General features: G+C 72.9%; 13 protein-coding genes. 4 read left to right on the top strand and 9 right to left on the bottom strand.

All coding sequences use genetic code 11. From position 1 onward, the window contains the following. Nucleotides 1-203 precede the first annotated feature (203 nt). Complete coding sequence (locus tag ABZZ04_RS34945; RefSeq protein WP_356936252.1) at nt 204-662, top strand: MarR family transcriptional regulator; 459 nt, start codon at nt 204-206, stop codon at nt 660-662. 199 nt (nt 663-861) lie between these two features. Here ABZZ04_RS34945 and ABZZ04_RS34950 read toward each other — a convergent pair whose 3' ends face one another. Beyond that, nucleotides 862-1,383, bottom strand: a complete 522-nt coding sequence (locus tag ABZZ04_RS34950) for an ATP-binding protein (protein WP_356936253.1) — start codon at nt 1,381-1,383, stop codon at nt 862-864. 187 nt (nt 1,384-1,570) lie between these two features. Then, nucleotides 1,571-1,888, bottom strand: a complete 318-nt coding sequence (locus tag ABZZ04_RS34955; protein WP_356936254.1) for a hypothetical protein — start codon at nt 1,886-1,888, stop codon at nt 1,571-1,573. Nucleotides 1,889-2,083: 195 nt separating this feature from the next. Here ABZZ04_RS34955 and ABZZ04_RS34960 point away from each other — a divergent pair, with 195 nt between their 5' ends. Continuing rightward, nucleotides 2,084-3,217 carry a PLP-dependent cysteine synthase family protein gene (locus ABZZ04_RS34960; RefSeq protein WP_356936255.1) on the top strand — a complete coding sequence of 378 codons (1,134 nt, stop codon included), beginning with the start codon at nt 2,084-2,086 and terminating at the stop codon, nt 3,215-3,217. Nucleotides 3,218-3,260: 43 nt separating this feature from the next. On the opposite strand, the gene ABZZ04_RS34965 is transcribed toward ABZZ04_RS34960, so the two are convergent. The 3 genes from ABZZ04_RS34965 to ABZZ04_RS34975 form a co-directional block, all read right to left on the bottom strand. After that, nucleotides 3,261-5,360 (bottom strand): DUF2867 domain-containing protein, encoded by a 2,100-nt coding sequence (locus tag ABZZ04_RS34965; protein WP_356936256.1) that lies wholly within the window; start codon nt 5,358-5,360, stop codon nt 3,261-3,263. Nucleotides 5,361-5,548: 188 nt separating this feature from the next. Next, nucleotides 5,549-6,001 (bottom strand): SRPBCC family protein, encoded by a 453-nt coding sequence (locus ABZZ04_RS34970; protein ID WP_356936257.1) that lies wholly within the window; start codon nt 5,999-6,001, stop codon nt 5,549-5,551. A 100-nt stretch (nt 6,002-6,101) separates the two neighbouring features. Further along, the gene (locus ABZZ04_RS34975; protein ID WP_356936258.1) at nt 6,102-6,938 is read right to left on the bottom strand and encodes a DeoR/GlpR family DNA-binding transcription regulator; all 837 of its coding nucleotides are present in this window, start codon (nt 6,936-6,938) and stop codon (nt 6,102-6,104) included. 186 nt (nt 6,939-7,124) lie between these two features. Between ABZZ04_RS34975 and ABZZ04_RS34980 the strand changes: the two genes are divergently transcribed. After that, nucleotides 7,125-9,503, top strand: a complete 2,379-nt coding sequence (locus tag ABZZ04_RS34980; protein ID WP_356936259.1) for a hypothetical protein — start codon at nt 7,125-7,127, stop codon at nt 9,501-9,503. On the opposite strand, the gene ABZZ04_RS34985 is transcribed toward ABZZ04_RS34980, so the two are convergent. From ABZZ04_RS34985 to ABZZ04_RS35000, 4 genes are all read right to left on the bottom strand, one after another. Continuing rightward, nucleotides 9,473-11,911, bottom strand: a complete 2,439-nt coding sequence (locus tag ABZZ04_RS34985) for a right-handed parallel beta-helix repeat-containing protein (protein ID WP_356936260.1) — start codon at nt 11,909-11,911, stop codon at nt 9,473-9,475. The genes ABZZ04_RS34980 and ABZZ04_RS34985 overlap by 31 nt on opposite strands. A 152-nt stretch (nt 11,912-12,063) precedes the next feature. Further along, on the bottom strand, nt 12,064-12,672 hold the full coding sequence (locus ABZZ04_RS34990; RefSeq protein ID WP_356936261.1) for a hypothetical protein: 609 nt from the start codon (nt 12,670-12,672) through the stop codon (nt 12,064-12,066). A 224-nt stretch (nt 12,673-12,896) separates the two neighbouring features. After that, a complete protein-coding gene (locus ABZZ04_RS34995) occupies nt 12,897-13,379 on the bottom strand; it encodes a DUF6643 family protein (RefSeq protein ID WP_356936262.1) in 483 nt (160 codons plus the stop codon). 500 nt (nt 13,380-13,879) lie between these two features. Further along, nucleotides 13,880-14,668 carry an SAM-dependent methyltransferase gene (locus tag ABZZ04_RS35000; protein WP_356936263.1) on the bottom strand — a complete coding sequence of 263 codons (789 nt, stop codon included), beginning with the start codon at nt 14,666-14,668 and terminating at the stop codon, nt 13,880-13,882. Between the two features lie 411 nt (nt 14,669-15,079). On the opposite strand from ABZZ04_RS35000, the gene ABZZ04_RS35005 reads away from it, so the two are divergent. Beyond that, a complete protein-coding gene (locus ABZZ04_RS35005; RefSeq protein WP_356936264.1) occupies nt 15,080-16,402 on the top strand; it encodes a TerD family protein in 1,323 nt (440 codons plus the stop codon). Nucleotides 16,403-16,434 lie beyond the last annotated feature (32 nt).

The following is a 16,434-nucleotide window of genomic DNA, read 5'->3' on the forward strand; positions in this document are numbered from 1 at the left end:
TGAGAAGGCGCCGTGCCGGCCGGGTCTCAGGGCGGGCGGAGCCCCATAAGCGGGGGTGCTGCCCGCGAGAACCACTGGCTCCTGGACTTCCGCCGGGGGCTCCGGGAGGCTGGTGATCATGGTGGCTGCGGCCGGGGCCGCCCGTGCCGCGACCACGGGTGAACGGCGCGCGGAACGGGACGACCGAGGGCGAAGGCGACGTGATGGAGTACTCGCATACCGACGAGGAACTGGTGAACCAGCCGATCGGGTACTGGACATGGGCCGCGAACAAGGTGCTCACGGCGTATGTCAGGGGGCGGCTCGCGGCGATCGGGATCACCCAGCCCCAGTGGTGGGTGCTGCACCAGGTGCTGCACGGCGAGTCGGGCGTCACCCGGGAGGAGGTGATCGCCGCCCAGCGGGCCAATCTGGACGTCGGCGCGGGGCTGGCCCCCGACATCGACCTCCTGGTCGAGCGGGAGCTGATCGTCGTGGACGGGGCGGGCCGGCTCCGGATCACCGACGAGGGCCGGGCGCTGCACCGGCGGGCGGCGGAGACCCAGAGGGCCAACCGGGCGAAGGTGCACGCGGACATCACGGACGAGGAGTACCTGATCGCCCTGAAGGTGCTGCAGCGCATGATGCACAACGCGGGAGGGACGGTGTCGCAGTCGGTCTGAGGGCCGACCGCGCCGCCCGCCGGAACCGCGCGGACACCTCGACGGCACGACGGACGGCGGTCCGGCCCGGGGACGACGCCCCCGGGCCGGACCGCCGGTCCGTGGAGGTCCCGGAGGACCGGCGACACGGGCCCCGGCGGAACGGCACCAGCGACACGGGCCCCGGCGGCCCGGCGGCACGGCCCGGCCGTGACCCGCCCTAGCCGACCACCGCGGACCGTGCGACGGAGGGCAGCCCGAGCTCCGGCTCCGTGACGAGGTCCGGCTCGAACGGGCCGTCGGTGGTCGCCCCGTACACCGAATGCGGTGCCGGTGCGACGCACCGGGGAGGGGCCGGAAGGGTGAACCAGACGACCTTGCCGGCCCCGCCCCGGGGGCGGACCCCCCAGCTCTCGCTGACCGCTGCGATCAGTGCGAGCCCGCGCCCCGAGGTGCTGGACGTGCTCGCCTCGCGCACGGTGGGCAGCCGTGGGTCGTGGTCGTGGACGGACACCGTCAGCCGTTCGAGCAGCAGCTCGATCTCGACGGTGCATGACTTGTCCGGCTGGGCATGCCGGTGAACATTGGTCAGCAGTTCGGTGACGCCGAGCGCGGCCTGGTCGATCAAGGGATCGAGATGCCAGTAGCGCAACTGCGCCGAGATGATTCTGCGGACCTGACCGATCCGCGACGGCAGGGCCTGGAGCTCCACCGTGCAGTGCCTGCTTGGCTCGCTGATCACGGCTGCGACTCCCCGAAATAGGTCCGGAAGAAGACGGAGTGACGGACGCGGCAGCCGACCGGCTGCCGGATCCGGTCCGGCGGCGCTTATCACAGTGTCACCGCCGGTGAACCATGAGTGATGCGTGTCCAATGTCACCCAGGGGTCGCGGCTCCGCAACTCGCGGTGTTCCGGTGGCGCCGCCGGATCAGGTCGTCCGCCCGCCCGCGCTGCGCAGCGTCTCCAGGAAACGGCGGGCCGGTCCCGTCCGGTCCGGGTCGTGATCGCGCTGCCCCATCGTCAGCCGGTACCGCGTCCCGTTGAGCCGGGCCACGGCCGCCCCGGCCCCGGCGAACCACGGCCTGCCCGCGCTCACCGCCACCACCGGCGCGCTGTCGATCTCCCGTCCGTTACTGGTCAGCAGGGCCAGCCTGCCGTCCTTGACGATCACCTGCCCGGCCCGCGTGAGCGAGCGGGCCCAGCGTTCGATCCGTACCCCCGTGGCACTGAACTCCGTTTCCGGCATGACGGCTTCGCCCCCTTCGTGATGCTTCTGATGGGAAGTCTGCACAAGCGGGGGCCGACGCGCCAGGCCGCGTACCCGGCCGTTCGACCCCGCGGGGCCAAGGCCGGGCTATGGAACATCAAAGTAAACGTTTGTGCAGGTGGGGGGAATATCGTTGGGGTCAGGGAGTCCGGCCTTACGAGGAGGAGCGCGTTGATGGGCATCATGGGACACAGGGGCGACGGGCGTGTCGCACAGACCGTCGACATCGACCGTTCCGACGCCGACTACCGGGTCTGGCTCAAGGAGGCCGTCCGCAAGGTCCAGGCCGACGCCAACCGCTCCGCCGACACCCACCTGCTGCGCTTCCCGCTGCCCGAGGCATGGGGCATCGACCTCTACCTGAAGGACGAGTCGACGCACCCCACCGGCAGCCTCAAGCACCGGCTGGCCCGCTCGCTCTTCCTCTACGGGCTCTGCAACGGCTGGATCCGGCCGGGCAAGCCGGTGATCGAGGCGTCCAGCGGTTCGACGGCCGTGTCGGAGGCGTACTTCGCCAAACTGATCGGCGTGCCGTTCATCGCCGTGATGCCCCGCACCACGAGCCCCGAGAAGTGCCGGCTGATCGAATTCCACGGCGGCCGCTGCCACTTCGTGGACGACTCGCGGAAGATGTACGAGGAGTCCGCCGCGCTCGCCGAGGAGACCGGCGGGCACTACATGGACCAGTTCACCTACGCCGAGCGGGCCACCGACTGGCGCGGCAACAACAACATCGCCGAGTCGATCTACCAGCAGATGAAGCTGGAGCGCTACCCGGAGCCGACGTGGATCGTCGCCACGGCGGGGACCGGCGGCACCTCGGCGACCATCGCCCGCTACGTGCACTACATGCAGTTCGACACCCGGATCTGTGTGCCCGACCCGGAGAACTCCTGTTTCTTCGACGGCTGGACCCGGCACGACCCGCTGGCCACCAGCGACTGCGGCTCCCGGATCGAGGGCATCGGCAGGCCCCGGATGGAGCCGAGCTTCGTGCCCGGGGCCATCGACCGGATGATGAAGGTGCCGGACGCGGCCAGCGTCGCGGCCGTGCGCGCCCTGGAGAAGGCCATCGGCCGCAAGGCGGGCGGCTCCACCGGGACCGGGCTGTGGAGCGCGTTCAAGCTGGTCGCCGAAATGGTCGGACAGGGCAGCACGGGCAGCGTCGTCACGCTGATCTGCGACCCCGGCGACCGCTACCTCGACAAGTACTACTCCGACAGCTGGCTCGCCGACCAGGGCCTGGACATCGCCCCGTACGCGGCGACCATCGAGTCCTTCCTGACCGACGGGAAGTGGCCCTGCTGAAGCGTGTTCCGGAAGTCCCGTCCGGCCGCGGGCGCCGGGGAGTTCAGGACGCCGGGCCGGCCAGCCGCCCGTCGAGGTTGCGCACCGCGCTCCGGAAGGCCCGGCCCAGCCCCGGCCGGCCCAGCCGCAGGGCGAGCCGGAAGGGCGCGGAACCGTCGGCGGCGAACGTCCACCGCACCCGGGTCCCCGTCCCGGCCGGGGTGAGCCGCCACTCCTCCAACAGGGCGTGCACCCCCGGGGCGTTGGCCTCGTCGACCCGGTAGGCGTACCGCTCGCCGGGCTCCGCCGCCACGATCGTCTCGCGGAGCGCCCCGCCCCCCTTGAGCCGGATCTCGCGGCCCGCGCCGTCCTCGGTCGGCCGGGCCGCCGTCACCGCCGTGAACCAGGCGGGCCAGCCCGGCACGTCGTCGGCGAGCGCGTGGTAGACGGCGTCGGCCGGTGCGGACATCTCGGCGGCGAAGACCAGCCGCAGCGGGGCGGAGTCGATGAAGTCGAGCCCCACGGAACGGAGTCGGCGTGGCATGGAACGCACCTCCCGTGCGATCGGCGGCGGACGGGTCGCGCACACCATAGCTGGCGTACCGTCAGATGTCTCCGTGTGCCCGGCGGCCGACCGGGGACCGGGCGGAGGACCGGCCGGGTCGCCGCACGGGACGCTCCGGGCGGCCGCGGTGATGTTCCGGGCCATGCCGCCGAACACCACCGAGTGGAACGGCCACACGCTCCACCAGTAGGCATGGCCCAGCAGCCCGCGGGGATGGAACAGGGCCCGCTGCCGGTAGACCGTCCGCCCCCGGTCGTCCCGGCCCACCGAGAGATCCAGCCAGGCCGGACCCGGCAGCCGCATCTCCGCGCGCAGCCGCAGCAGCTCGCCCGGCACGATCTCCTCCACGCGCCAGAAGTCCAGCGAGTCCCCGACCCGCAGCCGCTGCGCGTCCCGCCGCCCGCGCCGCAGCCCGACGCCCCCGGCGATCCGGTCCAGCCACCCCCGTACGGCCCAGGCGAGCGGGAAGGAGTACCAGCCGTTCTCGCCGCCGATGCCCTCGATCACCCGCCAGAGCGCGTCCGGCGCCACCGGCACCGTCAGCTCCCGTTCGTCGCGGTAGAGGCTCCCGCCGGCCCAGTCGGGGTCGGTGGGCAACGGGTCGCTGGGCGCGCCCGCCACCGCGGCGGACGACCAACGGGTGTCCACCCGGGCCTCCTTGACCCGTTGGAGGGCCAGCCGCAGCGCCCGGTCGAAACCGATGACGCCGTCCGGCGGGTCGGGCACGTACCGGGCGATGTCGTGCTCGCGGCAGACCACCTCGTGGCGCAACGACTCCGCCAGCGGGCGGGCGATGGCGGGCGGCACCGGGGTCACCAGCCCGATCCACAGACCGGAGAGCCCCGGTGTGAGCACCGGTACGGGCAGGATCAGCCGCCGCGGCAGCCCGGCGACCCGGGCGTAGCGCCGCATCATGTCCCGGTACGTCATGATGTCCGGCCCGCCGATGTCGAACGTGCGGTTCACCTCGGCGGGCAGCCCGGCGCAACCGACGAGGTAACGCACGACGTCCCGCACCGCGATCGGCTGGATCGAGGTGCGCACCCAGCTCGGGGTGATCATCAGCGGCAGCCGTTCGGTGAGGTGGCGCAGGATCTCGAACGAGGCCGAGCCCGACCCGATGACGACCGCGGCCCGCAGCACGGCCGTCGGCACCCCTGAATCCAGCAGGATCCGTCCCACCTCGGTCCGCGACCGCAGATGCGGCGACAGCTCCCGCTCGGGCACCCCGGCCGGGGTGAGCCCGCCGAGGTAGACGATCCGGCCGACCCCCGCCGCCCGCGCCTGCTCGCCGAAGATCCGGGCCGCCTCGCGGTCCCTCTCCTCGAACCCGGGCCCGGATCCGAGCGCGTGCACCAGGTAGTACGCCACGTCCATGCCGGCCATCGCCGCCCGCACCGACGCGGCGTCCCCCACATCGCCCTCGACCACCTCGACCCGGTCCGCCCACGGATGGTCCCGCAGCTTGCGCGGGGTCCTGGCCATCGCGCGCACCCGGTGGCCGGCGTCGAGGAGCGCGGGCACCAGCCTGCCGCCGATGTACCCGGAGGCACCGGTCACCAGGCAGCGCAGCCGCGTGTCAGCGGAGGATTCGTCCACCTTCCCGAGTCTCGCACCGATCACGGCGCGGGGTGGGCGCAGGACTCCGAACGGCGGCACCCGGACACTCGGCACCCGGGCCGCCCCCGGCACCCGGGCCATCCGGCACCCCGGGCCATCCGGCACCCGGGACACCCGGCATCTGGCACACCCCGGCCGCCCGCCCTGAGCGATCCGGACGAAAGGCGCTACGGCCGCTGCCGGGCCGCGGGATCCAGCATGCTGTCGAGCACCCGGCCGAAGACCCGGCGACCCGCACCGGCGATCAGCGGATCGCCCCACCGCGGCAGCAGCCTGACGGTCAGCTCCTCCACCCACACCACATGCGATCCGGAACCGGTCGGATACACATCGATCGAGGCCCGGCCCCGGATCAGCCGACCGCGCTTCTCCAGCCTGCACAGCCCCGCGCGCCCGGCGGCGGGCGGGGTCCACCGCACCACCTCCATCGGGTCGTCGAACCCCAGCGGACCCACCCCCGTGCGCGCCACGAAGACCGTCCCGACCGAGGTGGGCAGCCCCGTGGGCACGGTGATCCTGGTCAGCGGAACCTGTGCGGCATGCCGTTCCCAGTCCGTGACGCGGCGCCAGGACTCGGCCGCGGTCAAGGAACTGAATCGCTCGATCCGGAAGACTGCCACCCCACGATCCTAGGGCGTGTCCGACAAATGCCGCCCGGATCGTGCCGTCCTGCCGCTCCTTCGGGGGAGGACAAACGGAATCCGCCGACGGGCCTTCGGCTCAGGAGTCGCTCTCCGCGCCCCGCCCCGCCACCACCAGACCGGGCAGGTGTTCCTCGATCTCCGCACGGACCGCGGCCGACAGCCCGTCGTCCGTCACGAACGTGTCGACCTGATCCAGCGACGCGAACGAACTCAGGCCCACGGTGCCCCACTTGGTGTGATCCGCGACCACCACCACGCGCCGCGCCGACTGCACGAACCGGCGGTTCGTCTCGGCCTCCGCCAGATTCGGCGTGGAGAGACCGGCCTCCACCGAGATCCCGTGCACCCCGAGGAACAGCACGTCGAAGTGGAGGGAGTCGATCGCCCGGTCGGCCACCGGACCGACCAGCGAGTCCGACGGGGTGCGCACCCCGCCGGTGAGCACCACCGTCGCCGCCCCGTCCCGCGTCCCGGACGCGGCCCCCGCCCGCTGGGCGGAGTGGAACGCGTCGGAGACCCGGACCGAGTTGGTCACCACCGTCAGATCCGGCACGTCCAGCAGCCGTTGGGCGAGCGCGTACGTCGTCGTGCCGCCGGAGAGCGCGATCGCGCTGCCGGGCGCGGCCATGGCCGCCGCCGCCCGCGCGATGTCCTCCTTGGCGGTCAGCTCCAGCGCCGACTTGGCCTCGAAACCGGGCTCGTGCGTGCTGGCCCCGGCAACCGGGACGGCTCCGCCGTGCACCTTCTCCACGACCCCCATGCGGGACAGCACGTCCAGGTCCCGGCGCACGGTCATGTCGGAGACGTTCAGCCTCCGGGTCAGCTCGTTGACGCGGACCCCGCCGCGCCTGCGCACCTCGTCGAGGATCAGGGCGCGCCGTTGCTCCGCGAGCAGATTCTGATTCTCGCTCAACGCGGGGTCCCGTCCTTTCCTCCAGCTGTGCGGCAGTCCCTTCGAACGGGGTCATCCTGCCACGCGGTGTGGCCGGCCGCCGCACCGGGGAGATTCGGGGAGAGGGTGCGGACACCGCCCCTCTTCCACGATTCTGGTGACACCGCATCAGCACCTCCCCCACGACCAAGAGAGCGAGTCACCTCAGTGCCACCTGCCACCCCGGCCCCACAGAGTCCCGGGCCCGCGCTGGAGCTGTTGGTCCACGGCGTGGGCGGCGCCACTCCCCAGGAGATGCTCGACGACCCGTCCACGGTCAGGATCACCGGCGACGCGACCGCCGCCATCTACCGGCGCGTCGACGACAAGGACGCCGAACAGCACCCGGAGCGCTACCGCGACCGGCCCATCGCCGAGGCCTACTGCTGGTCCAACCTGACCTCCGGGAACGGCTCCCGCGCCCTGTGGCTGCTGCTCCTGCCGTTCATGGTGGTCAACCTCGCCCACTGGATGCGCCCGACCGCCAGGAGCCGCACCCGCGCGGTGCGCCTGTACGGCGTCCTCGTCCGGCTCCTCGCGCTCAGCCTCACGGTCCTGCTGACCGCGGCGGTCTGCGAGGTCGCGCTCGACCTGGCGGCCTGGCAGTGCGCGGGCGTCCCGGACTGCTCGAACCAGCGCTCCTGGCTCGGCTTCCTGTCCACGGCCCAGGGCGGCTGGTGGTCCCAGCCGGGCCGCCGGCTCGCCCTCGCCGCCCTGGTGCCCACCGCCCTGGTCGCGCTGCTCTGGTTCCTGTCCAACCGGACCTGGAGCGCGTACGAGTCGCAGCGCCCCCTGGCCGGATCGGAGCCCGAGGACGACACCCTCACCGAACCGGTCGCCGAGCCCGGCGGCCGTCCCGCCCTCGGCCGCCCCGGATTCTGGTACGGCCGCCGCCTGGTCGCCCGGCTGCGCGCCGCCCACACCGCCGCCGGGTTCCTGACGGTCGCCGCGTCGGTCGCGGGGGCCGCCGCACGCCACGACCGCGCGGTCACCGGCCCGGTGCCGGACCTCGTCGGCCGCCTGATCGAGGCGGCGCTGGCCGCGGGCGCGCTCGTCGTGCTCTGGGTGGTCTGCCGCCGCGGCCGCAGCGAACGGCGCCTCGACAACCGGCTCGACCGCGCCCTCATCACCTACCTGCCCGACGCGGCCCTGGCCCTGCTGCTCCTCGCCGCGGTGTACGCCTCCTGGTCCCGCCCGGACTGGACCTCCTCCGGCACGCTGCCCGGCGACTTCGCCTTCAGCGCCATCGCCCTCGGCCAGGGGGCACTCGTCGTCGTGCTCGCCGCGGTGGCCCTGAACCTGTACCGCCGGACCCCCGAACCCCGCACCGTCATGTACGGACTCGGCGGACCCGTGGTCGCGATGCTCGCCTGTGCCCTCGGCGGCGTCATGAGCGGCGGGGTCTCCCAGCGCGTCGCCGACTGGCTCGACGGCCCCGGCACCCCCGGCATGGGCAGGAACTCCGTCATCGAGGGACCGCCGGTGCTGCTCAGCTGGCAGGCGTCCGTCATCCCCGTCCTCCTGGTGCTGCTGGCCGTCCCCGCCCTCCTGCTGCTCGTACGGACCTGGCTCGCCGCCCGCGCCCTGGAACCCGGGATCGACCAGGAGTACGAGCAGGAGCGGCCGGACCCCGCCCGGACCCGGCAGATCGCCCGCATCCGGGCCACGGCCGCCCTCACCGACTCCGCGCCCTGGATCCTCGGCCCGGTCTGCGCGGCCACCCTGCTGCTCGGCGCGGGGGCGGTCGTCGGGGCCTGGGTGAGCGGAGAGGTGCCGGGGCTCGCGATGAAGGGCAGCGGCCCGTTCGTCGAGTCCCTCGCACAGGCCGCCCAGTCGACCGGCTCCTGGATGGTCGGCCTCGGCTTCATACTCTTCGTCACCTGGGGCCGGCGCGCCTACCGCGACGCCTCCGCCCGGCGCACCATCGGCATCCTCTGGGACGTCGGCACCTTCTGGCCGCGCGCCGCCCACCCCTTCGCACCGCCCTGCTACGCCGAACGGGCCGTCCCCGACCTGGCGTCACGGATGTCCGGCTGGACCGCGCTCACCCGGGGCAGGCTCGTCATCTCCGGGCACTCCCAGGGCAGCGTCCTCGCCGCGTCCGCGGTCTGGCAACTGCCCGCCGGCACCCGCAGCCGGGTCGCCCTGCTCACCTACGGCTCGCCGATCGAGCGACTGTACGGGCGCTGGTTCCCGGCCTACTTCGGCCCCGTACCGCTGGGGGCGCTGCACCGGTCCGTGCACTGCTGGCGCAACCTGTGGCGGGCCACCGACCCGATCGGCGGCCGGGTCCGCCTCGACGAGGGGCCGGGGCCCGAGGTGGACCGGGGGCCGCTGAAGGACCCCCTGGTCTACGGACGGACCCGGGAACACCCGCTGCCCGAAGCCGTCCTGGGCCACTCCGACTACCAGGCCGACCCGGTCTTCGCCCAGGAACGGGCCGCGCTGCTGGACCGGCTGGCCCCGGTCCTGCCCCACCAGGCCGACGGGGCGGGCGACACCGGATCCCCCCGTGCTCAGGGGAGTTCGGGCAGGTCCTCCGGGTAGAGCAGGCTGAGGTCGTCCGTGCTCGGCTCGGCGAGCTGGGCGACCCGGCCCGCGTGCCGCTCCACCATCGACTCGAAGGTCTGGCGCGCGGTGCGGCCGTTGCCGAACGCGGGCCCCTTGGGCAGCTCCGCGAAGTACTTCAGCAACGCCTCCCCGGTCCCGTCCGCCAGGCTGTACTCGTGCTCGTCGGACTGCTGCTCCACGATCCGCAGCAGTTCGGCGGGCTCGTAGTCGCTGAAGGTGATGGTCCGTGAGAAACGGGACGCCACACCGGGGTTGACGGTGAGGAACCGCTCCATCTCGCGGGTGTACCCGGCGACGATGACGACCACCGCGTCCCGGTGGTCCTCCATCAGCTTCACGAGCGTGTCGATCGCCTCCCGGCCGAAGTCCCGGCCGGAGTCCTCGGGCGACAGGGCGTACGCCTCGTCGACGAACAGCACCCCGCCGCGCGCCCGGTCGAACGCCTCCTGCGTGCGGATGGCGGTCGAACCGATGTGCTCGCCCACCAGGTCGACACGGGACACCTCGATCAGATGGCCCCGCTCCAGCACCCCGAGCGAGGCGAGGATCTCGCCGTACAGCCGCGCCACGGTGGTCTTGCCGGTGCCGGGGGAGCCAGTGAAGACGAGATGGCGCCGGACCGACGCGGCCTTGAGCCCGGCCTCCCGGCGCCGGCGGCCGACCTCGATCATGTCGGTGAGGGCGCGCACCTCCCGCTTGACGCTGTCCAGGCCCACCAGCGCGTCCAGTTCACCGAGGACCGCGTCCGGCGAACGCGCCGGTTCGACGGCGGGCGCCTCGGCCGGGGAGGGCTCCACGGCACGCTGTCCGGGCACCCCGCCGAGCAGGCCGGGGGCCGACTGGGTCGCCGTGAGCACGGTGGGGGGCGTGGGCGCGGCGGGGGAGCGCAGCGCGCTCTCGTCGCTCGTGCAGTCCTCGACCACGGGACCGGACCCCTGGCCGTCGCCGTGCGCGCCGCCCTCGGCGAACTCGTAACCCCCGCGCGAGCACCGCTCGGTACGGCAGCGGGACAGCGTCGTGCGGCAGCCGTCCATCACGTGGAAGCCGTAGCCGTCGCTGCCGGTGACCCGGCACTGGCGGAACGTGCCGCGGCCCTCGGCGGAGACGTAGAAACCGGCCTCGGCGGTCGAGGTGACCGTGCAGCGCTCGATCGTCGGGTCGGCGCCCTTGGTGACGATCACTCCGGTCTGCACCGCGTCGACGGTGCAGTTGTTCAGCGTGCCGCCGCTGCCGTGGTCGCGGAACCAGGCGCCGGTGGACGCCTCGCGGATCCGGCAGTCGTCGAGCTGCGCGGTCGCCCCGTCGCTCACCGACACCGCGGTGTTGCGCACCTGGGACAGGTCGCTGTCGACGACGTCGGCGCGCGAGCCCCGGTCGAGCACGAAGAGGGCGTCCGGCACGTCGTGGACCCGGCAGGAGTCCAGTACCACGGTCGCCCCGTCGCTCACCCAGACCGCGGGGTAGTCGCCCGTGCTGTCGTGGATCTCGCACTGGTTGGCGTCCACCCGGGTGCCGGGGTCCCAGACGGAGAGGCCGTTGCGGCCGAACCGGCGCACCGTGGAGCGGGTCAGGGTGAGCACCGAACGGGAACGCAGGTCCACCGCGTTCTCCGGGATGTCGTGGATGTCGCAGTCGGCGAGCGTCAGCACGGCGTCGGTGTCGAGCGTGATGCCGTCCGCCGAGGTCCGGTGCACCGTGCACTCGCCGAGGTGGGCGGCGGCCCGGGCGGTCACCTGGACGCCGCTGCCCTTGACCTCGTACACCTCGCAGCCGACCCCCTCCAGGCCGCTGCCCTCCCCGGTGACGCTCAGCCCAGCGCCCGAGGCGTGATGGACCCGGCAGCGCTCCAGACGGGGGTGCGCCCCGTCGCGCACCGAGACCCCGGCCTGCCCGGCGGAGACCACCTCGCACTCCTCGAACACCCCGCCCGCGCCGTCGAGCACGGCGATGCCGACCCCGGCCGGGTTGTCGACGGTGCAGCGGCGCACGGCGGGCCGGGCCGCACCGCGCACCTCGATCCCGGCGGCGGAACGGGTGACGATCCGCAGATCCGCGATCTCCGGCGCGCCGTCCTCGACGAGCAGCGCCGGGACGGTCGAGTCCTGGCCCTCCACGTGCAGGTCCGAGACGACGGCGGAGGCACGGACGGTCAGCGGCACGCCGTCGACCGGGGCGATCCGCACGGAACCGACGGAACCCTCCGGCCCCCGCAGGGTCACCGCGCGGTGCAGGACCAGGTTCTCCCGGTACGTGCCCGGTGCGACGGTGAGGACATCGCCGTCCGCCGCGGCCTCCAGGGCTGCGGTGAGGGAGGCGTATTCGCCTGTGCGGCGCCGCCACCGCGATGTGCCGGTGTGCGTCACCTGGACCGTGCCCTGTGCCATGGCGCTGTTGTGCCCCCACCTCGTGCGTGCGTGATGCCCGGACCACCGGTCTTCCGGCAACGGCGGACCCCGGGCGCGCCCGCCGGGAAAGCGGGCGGGCCGGTCCACCGTAGCGCGCGCGGCGGGCGGGAGTTGTCCGGATCAGGAGGTGATCAGCTGCCGGTTCCGGTCCTGCCCCAGTCCGGACCGGCCTCGGCCCAGGCCCGGTCGATCCGGGCGTACCGCCTGCATGTCATGGCCCGGACGACCAGTCGGCGGCCGCCCTCGACCAGTCCGGCGGCGAGCAGGGCCACCCCGACGCCGGCCAGCACCGCGTGGACACGGGCGGTCGGGGCGTCCATGGGGCGCTGCGCGGCGCGGCCGTCGGGACCGGTCCAGATCTCCACCTCCGAACCGGACCTGACGCTGCGTGAGTAGGTCGTGACCGTGCCGCTGCGGGCCGTGCCGTCCGGAGCCCTCCAACGCGCCACCACCGAGGCCCGCGGGCCCTGTTCCGCGGCGGCCCCGGGATCGGTGACCGGCCGCGACGCCCCCGGCGCCAGGCGCACCACGACCGCGGTCGTGGCATGGAGCCGGGCCCGCTGCTCCCGCACCGTCCGCTGCAGGGACCCGTCGGTGAGAGCGCCGCAGACCCAGCCCAGGGCCGGCGCGGCCACCGCCATGAGGAGCAGCGCGACGAGAGCCACCCACGCCTCGCACCGGTCGGTGGCGCGACGCAGGGGATTGCGGCGCCAACGCCACACTCCGACGACCGCTCGCACAGTCCGGCACCCCCCTTCCCGCATCCGTCATAACCCGGTACGGCCCGCTTCGGGTGCCGAAGGGACGAAGAGAGAGCAACTTCACCCGGTCGGTGCGGAGGTCGCCCCACCGGTTCCCGCGCGGCGGGCCGGGCTGACGGACCGTCCGACGCCGGAACACCGGGGTCGCCGCCGAGTCCCCATGGCTCGACGACGACCCCGTGCGTCCGTGCGCGACCGCCGGCTCAGTACCCCCGGCCCTGGTACGGGCGGTTGTACGGGTCCTCGTGGGGCGAGGGGGCCGGGGCGGGGCGCGGCGACGCCGGACGCATCGCCTCGTACCCGGTGCCCGGCGCGGGCCGCTGGTACTGCTGCTGCGGCGACTGGGGCGGCTGGTACCCGCCGCGGGGCGCGGCGGGCTGCTGCGGGATGTACGGCGCCGGGGCGTGCTGCAGCTGGGCGGGCTGCATCGGCGCGTAACCCTGCGGAGCCGCCGGCTGGGGGTAGCCGTACGACGGGCCGGGCTGGGAGGGCGCCGCGGGAAGGGCCGGCAGGGCCGCCGGGAGAGCCGGCAGATAACCATTGCCGGTGTCATAGGCGGCGGGCACTCGGATCGGAGCGATCTGAGGGGTGCCCCGCTCCGCGACCAAGGAGTCGTAGATCGGAGTTTCGGGGAACGACGAGGAGGCGTAGTAGCCGCCGCCGAAGGTGGAGCGAGGGGAGGTCATGGCACCTAAGTTAAGCCCACGATGTGCTGGTTGGGGAGACCTAATCTCGGGGGTATCCGTTTTATGTCGTTTCTGGCCGCCTGACCTGCTAGAACATTGATAAAGGTCCCGTTAGTGACGGGGACTTTTCGGGGATGGTCCGCATGGTTGACGAGAAGTCGTGGAAGGACTGCAAAGGGCGACATCCGCGCGGCGCCCGCGGGGGCCCGGAGACCCGGTCCGGGCGCCCCTGACCTCGCACTCCTCGTTCCCGGAGGGATGCCACCGGTGGACGGTCGGCAGGCCCGCCGACCGTGCGGACGGGCCGGAGCGCCGATGATCACTTCCCCTTTGCACGCCGTACACACTTCTTTTATGGGGAAGCGCCATGGACTTCTCGCCGACCGAAACCGGACGCCGACGACCGGCGCTATTCACCGCGCGCACGGACGCTTTCGCGCACCCGCCCCATGGCGTCAGCCGCCATGGGCGCGGCGGGAGTTGTCGCGCGGACCGCATTTTCACTTCCGGGCGACGAACCCCCACTGGTCAACGGGCTCGGCATCGATTTCGTTCCCGTCCGGACGCCACAGGGAGATGGAACCGAAGCCCGGCTCGATCAGTTCCATGCCGTCGGCACTCGCGAGGATCTCCTCGGGCCGGCGCACCAGGTAGGGCGGTGTGTCCCCCGAGGCGTACGCCTCCTGCGCGGCCAGCGTCTGCGGTGTGGCGACGGTGTCGCAGAGCACCAGGCAACTGCCCGCCACGACCCCGGCCATGTACCGGCGCATGAGGTCGATTCCGTCCCGGGGAGCGACGTGCCCCAGCGTGGACAGCACCATGACGGCCACCGGCCGCGTCAGGTCCAGGGTCTGCCCGGCCTCCTGGAGCACCCGCTCGGCGTCCAGCATGTCCGCGTGCACGTAGTTCGTCATGCCGTCCGGCGCACTCGTCAGAAGGGCGCGGGCGTGGGCCAGCACCAGCGGGTCGTTGTCGACGTAGACGATGCGCGCCTTCGGCTGGAAACGCTGCGCGACCTCGTGGGTGCTGTTCTGGACGGGCAGTCCGGTACCGATGTCGAGGAACTGGGTGATTCCGGCCTCGCTCGCCAGGTGGCGAACGGCGCGTGCCTGGAAGGCCCGTGACGCCCGGGCGAGGTCGCGCGTCTGGGGGTAGGACGCGATGACCTGGTCCCCCAGCGCCTGGTCCACCGGGTAGTGGTCCTTGCCGCCGATCCAGTAATTCCACACACGGGCCGAGTGCGGTGTCCCGCTGCGGATTTCCTTTTCGAGATCGAGCTCTTCGCCCATGCGGGGCCCCTCTTCTGGTCACGTGCGGCCGGACGCGCCGGTACGTCGTTCTGCCGAACCGGATCTGTCCATGCGCTTCTTCCGGCCCGAGGATAGGGCTTCGGCGGACCGGTCGGTCCGCGTCGGCGTGGCCGGAAAAGGAGACGGCGGGAACGTTTCGGCGGCAACTCCCTCCGGTGCCGCACCGATTTTGGCTCGAAACCGCACACCCGCCACCGATCCGCCGGGGCCGCCGCGAGGCCGGTACGGACGGCCGGGCCCGGCGGGGGCACCGTGCCGGCGCCGGCGGACGGGGCCGGACGGAGACGGAGCCCGTGTTCACGGACCCGTTCGTGAGTCCCTCACCGGTCGGGGGGATTAGGTTGTCGGGGAAAGGTTTTCGGGCAGCCGGAATCGCGATGGGGGCGAAACATGACCATGCCTAAAGGAGCCAATGTTCCGGTGACGGCTCAGGCCGTTCGGGTCGAGTTGGGGTGGAACACCTCCCCGGGAGCCCCGGACGTGGACGGCTCGGCGCTCCTCCTCGTGTCGGGAAAGGTGCGCGACGACGCCGACTTCGTCTTCTACAACCAGCCCTCCCACGCGTCCGGAGCGGTGCGCCACGAGGGCAAGCGGAGCACCGGCACGGGGACGACGGACAACATCGCGGTCGACCTGGCGCGCGTCGAGCCGGTCATCGACCGCGTGGTCCTGGCCGCCTCCGCGGACGGCGGCACCTTCGGCCGGGTGAGCGGGCTGTACGTGCGCGTCACGGACGCGTCGAACGGCAGGGAGATCGCGCGCTTCGACAGCACGGACGCGACGGTGGAGACCGCGTTCATCCTCGGCGAGCTCTACCGGCGCCAGGGCGCCTGGAAGTTCCGTGCCGTAGGCCAGGGGTACGGCTCCGGCCTGGAGGGTCTCGCGACGGACTTCGGGATCTCAGTCGACGAACCGCAGCAGACCCAACCGACTCAGCCCACTCAGCCGTATCACCAACCGCAGGCGTCGCAGCAGTACCAGGGTGCGACACGGGCCGACCACCGGACACCGGCCCAGCCCGTGTTCCCGCCCGCCCCGCCGGCGGCACCGCCCGCACCGCCCGCCCCCGCACCCGTCCGGCTGACCAAGGTGACCCTCACCAAGGAAGCCCCCTCGGTCTCCCTCGCCAAGCAGGGCGGCACCTCGGGAGCGCTCCGGGTGAATCTCAACTGGGAAGTGCGCAAACAGTTCAAGGGCTGGGGAAGCAAGCTCGGCCGGGCCGTCGCCCAGCACTCGGACCTCGACCTCGATCTCTGCGCCCTCTACGAGCTGACCGACGGACGCAAGGGAGTCGTGCAGGCGCTGGGGAACGCGTTCGGCGCGCTCCAGCACCCCCCGTACATCCACCTCGACGGGGACGACCGCACCGGCGCCGTCGCCACCGGTGAGAACCTCACGGTCAACCTCGACCACAAGAACGAGCTCAGGCGAGTCCTGATCTTCGTCACGATCTACGAGGGCGCCCGGAGCTTCGCCGACCTCCACGCCACCGTCACCCTCCAGCCCCAGCACGGCGCACCGATCGACTTCTCGCTCGACGAGTGCACCGTCCCGTCCACCGTCTGCGCCCTCGCGCTCATCACCAACAACGGGGGAGACCTCACGGTGCAGCGCGAGGCCCGCTACCTCGTCCCCGAGCGGGGAGTGAGCCCGCAGCGCACCATCGACTACGCCTACGGGTGGGGCATGAACTGGACGCCCGGCCGTAAATGACCCCCCGAAGGTCCGGCCGTCCCTGCGGCCCC

Source organism: Streptomyces sp. NPDC006435, from assembly GCF_040612315.1.
Lineage (GTDB): Bacteria > Actinomycetota > Actinomycetes > Streptomycetales > Streptomycetaceae > Streptomyces.

Coding starts and splice junctions, on each gene's coding strand:
- ABZZ04_RS34960 (WP_356936255.1), top strand. CDS start 2,084: ATGGGCATCATGGGACACAGGGGCGACGGGCGTGTCGCACAGACCGTC.
- ABZZ04_RS35000 (WP_356936263.1), bottom strand. CDS start 14,668: ATGGGCGAAGAGCTCGATCTCGAAAAGGAAATCCGCAGCGGGACACCG.
- ABZZ04_RS34995 (WP_356936262.1), bottom strand. CDS start 13,379: ATGACCTCCCCTCGCTCCACCTTCGGCGGCGGCTACTACGCCTCCTCG.
- ABZZ04_RS34945 (WP_356936252.1), top strand. CDS start 204: ATGGAGTACTCGCATACCGACGAGGAACTGGTGAACCAGCCGATCGGG.
- ABZZ04_RS34955 (WP_356936254.1), bottom strand. CDS start 1,888: ATGCCGGAAACGGAGTTCAGTGCCACGGGGGTACGGATCGAACGCTGG.
- ABZZ04_RS35005 (WP_356936264.1), top strand. CDS start 15,080: ATGACCATGCCTAAAGGAGCCAATGTTCCGGTGACGGCTCAGGCCGTT.
- ABZZ04_RS34985 (WP_356936260.1), bottom strand. CDS start 11,911: ATGGCACAGGGCACGGTCCAGGTGACGCACACCGGCACATCGCGGTGG.